This window comes from Corynebacterium sp. KPL2734 (assembly GCF_040225595.1).
Taxonomy (GTDB): domain Bacteria; phylum Actinomycetota; class Actinomycetes; order Mycobacteriales; family Mycobacteriaceae; genus Corynebacterium; species Corynebacterium rhinophilum.
Genome location: NZ_JBEHFO010000022.1, coordinates 21,761 through 28,259 on the forward strand (window position 1 = coordinate 21,761; position 6,499 = coordinate 28,259).

Consider the following 6,499-nt stretch of genomic DNA (forward strand, 5'->3'; position numbering starts at 1 on the left):
CGCCAGGTTAGTTCGCCAGCGCGCCCATCGGATCCCACGCCGGCAGGGTGGTGATCTCGGTGGACTTGAGCGCTTCCTGGTATTGCTCAGGCAGGCGGGATGGGTGGACGGCGATTTCGAAGACGTACTCGTCAAACCAGTCATCGGCCATGGTCCAAAAGCCCTTATCGCCCTTCTCGGTGCCCCAGGAATTCTCCACGCGCCAGCGGGTGACCTCGCCGGACTCGGCAATATCTGCGCCGGTAAAGACCATCGCGTGCGTCATCAGGGACTCGTGCAGGCGGAGGCGGTCTGGCTTTTCGATGCCCATTTCCACCCCATACAGCCCCTCATAATCGTGCAAGCGCTTGGCCCAGACGCCGCTATCGGCATCGGATTGCTGGCTGGTATCGCAGCCGAACCAGACGGGCTGGCCATCCTCGATGGCAGAGCGGGTGGCATCGCGCAATACCTCAACCGGGGCGTTGAGGTAGGTGACCTTTTCACCGGCGACGTTGCCCAGGTAATCCACGGTGTAGAGCTCACCGTAGGAATTGCGCGGGTCATTGACCACGCAGACATACTCGCCCAGGTCCTTGGGGAGGTATTCGCGGGCGAAGTCCTGCGGGGTATAGGTGCCCTCGCGGTGGAAGTTATCGTCCTTATCGCGGTACTGCCACTGGAACTCTGTGGGAGGGAGGCCGAGGTTGGCGGTGAGGATGCGGTAGACATCAGCAAGCGCGTGCTCCTGTGCCCCAGACTTGCCCGCGCGGATCTGGTGGGCGGCGCGACGCAGGACGGTCTCTAGGTTGCGGTTGAGCATGGCGCTGGCCTCGGAGGACGCGGTCTCCGGCATGGCGTACTTGGGCACCACGCCGTACTTTTCCACCAGCGAGACGAACATGGACCACTGGCCGCCATCGCCAATGGGGTCATCCATGAGCTTGGTCAAGGTGCGGTCCGTCATATCGCGGTCCTTGAGCTCGTCTACCGCAGTGAGGAACCAATTGGCCTTTTCCAGCTTGTCGTAGAAGTACAGGTAGGTCTGCGAAAGCTCGAAATCCTTGATGTTGGTGCGGTCCATGATGCCGCCGCGCAGGGAATTCAGGCCCGCAAAAATCCAGCAGCGGCCAGAAGCCTTCTGGTTAGCCGCGCCCCACTTATCGAGCTTGTGGCTGGTCGCCGTGGTGAGCTCGCGCACGAGGTCGCGGTCGACGCTCAGCTTATCGATGCCCTCCTGCGCCACCGCATTCCGCGCCGCCCTGATGGCCGGCTCGCTGGTGAGGGTGGCGTTGGTGGTGTGAACTTCCTGTGGATTAATCTCATTCATTTTTCGATGCTCCTTAGTTCATCCGGTCCCAGAAGGGAAGCTCAACGGGCTCGGTCTCTAGTGCTTGTTGCTGCTCGGAAGTGAGGAATTCTTTGCGCACGGCGATGTGGAAGACGTTTTCGCTGAACCATTCATCCGACATCGTGGCAAAGCCCTTGCCGGGTACCTCGTCGGCGTCGTCTTTGCCCGGTGGCTTGGTGCCCCAGGAGTTCTCCACGCGCCATGCACGGGGTGCACCATCAACTCCGGTCAGCGCCATCGCGTGGGTGGGCGCAGATTCGCCGGAGGTAAAGCGCTCCTCCTTGCTCATGGTGGAATCGATGCCGTAGAGGCCATCGGTATCAACGAGGCCTTCGTCCCACACGGCGTTTTGGAAGGAGAACTGGCGGGAGACATCGCAGCTAAACCACACCGGTTCGCCGGCTTCGATGCTGGCGCGCGCGGCGGCGCGCAGTTCGTCCACATCGACGTTGAGGTAACCGGCGGCCTGTCCACCGGCGAGGTTATTTACTCCAGCGCTGGTGTAGTAGCGGTGCTTGTCGTTGGTGGTACGGGGGTCATCGGCAAGCACGACGTACTCGTCCAACTTCGGCAGGTACTTATCCGCAAACTCGCGCGGGGTGGAGTGCACGCGGAAGAATTGCTCGTCCTTGGTGCGGTAGCTCCACGTAAATTCCTCCGGCGGGGTGCCCAGGTGAATGGCGAGCACGCGTTGTATATCGGTGCGGGCTTGCTTGATAATGCCCCCGCGATCCCCCTCACCTTCCACCGCACGGTGCGCGGCGCGGCGGATGATGGTGGCGATATCGCGGTTCATCTGCGCGGTGTGGCCGGACGAGTGCACCTCCGGCATGACCTCGGCCGGGACGGCGCCGTACTTGTCCACGAGGTTGGTGAAAAATGACCACCAGCCGCCGTCTTCGCCTGTGAGCTCGAGGGAAGTAGCCACGTCGCGGTCATCCCAGTCGGTGCCGTCTTCGGTGAGATCCAACAGCTGGTTGAGCGCGAAGTTGGCGCGCTCTAGTTTGTCGAAGTACTGCAGGTAGGTAAAGGAAAACTCAAAGTCATCGATATTGAGCTCCTTGGCTGCGCGGTGGCGGAATACGTTGAGCGCGGCAAACATCCAGCAGCGCCCGGAGCGCATCTGGTCGGTGACGCTGAGGCTATCGAGTTTTACCTCGGTGGTGGGGTAGAGGGCGGTGATGCGGTCGCGGTCGAGGGCCGCCTTGGCCACCCCTACGCTGGTAATGGCATTGCGCGCGACGCGCAGCTGGGAGTCCGCTGCAGCCTCCTCGCGCAATTGGGACAGGAAGTCATTGGTGAGCAAAGTCATATTCACCGTTTTAGCAGACTGCGATCTCACCCGAGGTCGCTGGGTGCTGGATGGGCCGTTAGAGATCGTTCCAGATCGCTATAGATGCTCCGCCAGCCGCGCCACGGCTTCGGGGCTTCCCACCTCTTCTGGGAGCCAGGGGATCTCGTGGACTGGGGTATCGGGAAGCTTATCGTGCAAGAGCGCCAGGGCCTCGTCTTCGGCGGCGTGCCGGGAGGCCAAGAACTCGCCTTGGTCCGCGGGCGTGCGGCGGTTGACCAGCATGGAGCCCACCCGCACGCCATTGCCGGTGAGATCCGCGTGGAACTCGGAAGATTCCAAGACGGGCAGGCGCTCGGCGGTGAGCACGATGTGGAACACGGTCTTCTTTGAGGTCAGCGCAGTGCGCAGGTGCTCGAAGCGCTCGCGGCGCTGGAAGAGCGTGGCGCGGATTTCCTGATTGCGCCGGTCCACCGGATCATTATCGGTGCCGGACTCCGCGGACATCCCGCGCACCAATGAGCCGAATTTATCGGACTTCTCGCGCCGGGCAAGCAGCCCATCGGTATAGGCAGCCATGATTTCTGGCAGAGCCATCAGCCGGGAGGTGTGACCGGACGGGGCGGTATCGAAGATGAGGTAGTCATACTCGTTAGCGTTTGCGACCAAGGTGGCCATGCGCTCCAAGAGCGCCGCCTCCTGCGTGCCGGGGGATTGGCGGGCCAAGTCTAGGTGCTTTTTTACCTCGCCGTGCAGGTGCTCCGGCATGAACCGGCGCATCGAGGCACCCACGGTCGCGAGGTGTTCCTCGGTGGCGCGGGCCGGATCGAGCTCGATGGCGGAGAGGGAGGGGGTGAGGTGAGTGGGGGCATCGGAAAGCGTGGCATCAAAGATATGCCCCAGGTTGTGTGCTGGATCCGTGGAGACCAACAGCACGTTGCGGTCCTGGGAAAGGGACAGGGCCGTGGCGGTGGCGAGGGTGGTCTTGCCCACGCCGCCCTTGCCGCCAAAGAACATGATGGGCGCGGTTTCTAGCAGCATTGAATATTCTCCAGGGGTGATTTCTCCATGCCCATGCGCGTGTGCCAGGCGTGGAAATCTTCGTAGACCAGCGGCAATAGCTCCAGCGTGTAGTAGCTGGCGGGGTTGGGGATGCCGAGCGCCTCCGAGGCCACCAGCATCATAAATAGGTCATCTTCTTGCTGCTGGGCCTTGGCGAAGACGGCGCGGTACGGGGCTTGGTAGAACTCGTTGAGCCCCGCACCGAAGGCCTTAAGCTTGTCGAGCATGCTGGGGAAGGGGAGCGTCGGTATCATCATCGGTCCACTCCAGCGGCGGTTCCTTGCACGCGTTAGAGATAGCGCCGATCGACTCCACGATGACCCAGATGGAGGCGATGACGATGACGACGTCCATGCCGAAGAGCAGCCAGTTCTGATCCGCGAACAGGGACTTGAGCTGTAGCAGCGCTGCCCACAGCGACATGATGGTGACGAAGATGAGCGGGATGATAACCGGCAGGGTAGGCCGACGCAGATGGGTGAGGATGACCACGACGATGGCCAAGGACAGGCTGGCCATGAGCTGGTTGGTGGTACCGAAGAGCGGCCAGATGGTCATGCCGCCGGAGCCGTCCGCGCCCGCAGAGAAGGTCAGGCCGAAGGCCAGGCCCACCGCGATGATGGTAGAGACTAGGGCCGTGATGCGGATACCCATGATCTCGCCAATTTCCTGGACCACGATGCGCTGCAGGCGCACGCCGGAGTCCATGGTGGTGGCGGCGAAGAGCACGGCCATCGTCGCCAGGATGGTGGCAGACAGCGAGGTGGGAATGCCCAGGCCCTCGTTCATCAGCGCGCCGCCGCCTTGCACGAAGGCATTGACGCCGCCGGCGTTCCACTCGGCGTAGATTTCCTCCCAATTCGCCAGGGTCTTAAAGCCAGCGGTGGTGGCGATGATGGTGCCGAGCGCCAGCAATCCCTCGCCCACAGCGCCGAAGTAACCCACGAAGCGGACATCGGTTTCCTTATCAATCTGCTTAGACGAGGTACCCGAGGCCACGATGCCGTGGAAGCCAGAGATGGCGCCGCAGGCGATGGTGACAAAAAGCAGCGGGAAAATCCCCGGGGTGCCGTCAGGAACGTTCTCACGCACGGCTGGGGCGGCGAGCTCCGGACGGGTGATGAGGAAGGAGCCGTACAAGATAATAAGCCCCACGAAAAGCTGCAGGCCATTGATGTAATCGCGCGGCTGGAGCAGCACCCACACCGGCAGCAGCGAGGCGATGAAGGCGTAGATAAATAGCAGGATGATCCACACGCCGTTGGCGGGAATGCCCAGGACCGTCTCCGGCAACACGACCGGGAAGCGGTCGCCCAAAACCATCAGCGAGTACAGCGCCACCACGCCCACGAGGGAGACCAGCGGCAGGTTCCAGTTCAGGCGGTAGATGGCCTGGCCAATCAGCAGCGCGACGGCAATGGCACCCCACGTAGGAATGACCGCCGAGGGCGTGGAAATAAGCAGGTTCGAAATCACCACGGCGAACGCGGCATTGACCATGAGCAGCAGCAAGAAGATCACGATGAGGAAGAGGTTGCGCCCGCGCTTGCCGATGTAGCGCCCCGACAACGTACCAATCGACTGACCCTTGTGTCGCTGCGAGGCCCACAGCGCACCCAAGTCGTGCATGCCGGCGATGAAGAAGGTGCCTAACGTGACCCACAGGAATGCCGGGAGCCAGCCCCAAATGACAGCTACTGCCGGGCCGATAATCGGTGCCGCACCCGCCACTGAGGTGAAGTGGTGGCCCCACAGCACGTATTTATTGGTGGGAACATAATCCACGCCGTCTTTGAGGCGGTGCGCCGGGGTGGTGTAGTTCTCAGATAACCGGAAGATGCTCTTGCCCAGGAACTTGGAATAGAGCAGGTAGCCGGCCAGCATCATTGCCACGCCGATGATGACAAGGATGAGAGAGTTCATGGCTGTGTCTCCTTGCGCGTCGAAGGTGGGGTGTTATGTATCACAGGCCTGAACAGTATGTCATGGTTCACACAAAATCTTGCAGTGCGGGTGGATTAAGGGGGTGGTGTCCCACTATGTGGACGCGGTGGAGGGGCTTATACGTTCCATTGCGCGCTCGGCGTGGCTTGGCGGACATATCTGGGCCAAATCGCGGGTAGCGGGCGGGATTAAAGGACCCTGCTGGCGCGGCATGTAGCCAGTAGTGCCGAAGTACCGTGGTTAACGGCGAAGGCTCAATCGACTGGACTTATGGAGGAGTCGTTATCTCGCTTCCTGCAGTTGGGAACCCTTTGGTGGCGGCACTTGTAAATCTTGACGAAATATCTCAAAAAATTCCGAACAGCGGCTTTTTGGCGAGGTAGCGAATGATTCGATTTTCGGTCTGGCTAGTCTACTGGAGCTCGAATTCTACAACGTCAACTTCGTCTGTATCCGCTAATCCGGGGTAGTGAGTATCTAGAGCTTCGTGAAGCTCGGATAGAGAATTGAACCCGTCATTTTTAGCTTGCTTTTCCGACAGCAGCCCGCGCTGGGTAGATACAACGGCTGTGACCTGTGCGGGTAAGCTGACGACTTCCCCGGTTTCCTTCTCAAAGACTATTTGGGCTTTTCCTTCATAGAAGGGATCATCTACTCGGATTGTTTGTCGCTTTTCTCCGCTCCGAATGGAAGCCTCGTAGCCTTCCCACATGTAGATGCGCTGCTCTTTTTCCAAGTCTTGCAAGTTAAACGCGAATGGAAGAAGTTCTTCCACAGTAGGCGCAAGGAGGCCGTGGTCAAGTCCGGTGGAGTGGTGTATCTGTCCTTCCTGAATCTGTGAATCGGGGGACAGTGTCAGGGTCGGTGTTGGG

Annotated in this window: 5 protein-coding genes and 1 pseudogene; all 6 read right to left on the reverse strand. The window is 60.7% G+C overall.

Going from position 1 to position 6,499, the window contains the following annotated elements; all coding sequences use genetic code 11:
• Positions 1-7: 7 nt before the first annotated feature.
• Complete coding sequence (locus tag ABRP88_RS10430; protein WP_349837147.1) at positions 8-1,309, reverse strand: C1 family peptidase; 1,302 nt, start codon at positions 1,307-1,309, stop codon at positions 8-10.
• 13 nt (positions 1,310-1,322) lie between these two features.
• Positions 1,323-2,642, reverse strand: coding sequence for a C1 family peptidase (locus tag ABRP88_RS10435; RefSeq protein WP_349837148.1), 1,320 nt, complete (start codon positions 2,640-2,642; stop codon positions 1,323-1,325).
• Between the two features lie 78 nt (positions 2,643-2,720).
• Positions 2,721-3,662 (reverse strand): ArsA family ATPase, encoded by a 942-nt coding sequence (locus ABRP88_RS10440; protein ID WP_349837149.1) that lies wholly within the window; start codon positions 3,660-3,662, stop codon positions 2,721-2,723.
• On the reverse strand, positions 3,653-3,910 hold the full coding sequence (locus tag ABRP88_RS10445; protein WP_349837150.1) for a cory-CC-star protein: 258 nt from the start codon (positions 3,908-3,910) through the stop codon (positions 3,653-3,655). Before ABRP88_RS10445 ends, ABRP88_RS10440 begins: the two co-directional genes overlap by 10 nt.
• Positions 3,894-5,606, reverse strand: coding sequence for a carbon starvation CstA family protein (locus ABRP88_RS10450; protein ID WP_349837151.1), 1,713 nt, complete (start codon positions 5,604-5,606; stop codon positions 3,894-3,896). Before ABRP88_RS10450 ends, ABRP88_RS10445 begins: the two co-directional genes overlap by 17 nt.
• A 433-nt stretch (positions 5,607-6,039) precedes the next feature.
• A pseudogene (locus ABRP88_RS10455) lies at positions 6,040-6,499 on the reverse strand (hypothetical protein); the annotation flags it as partial.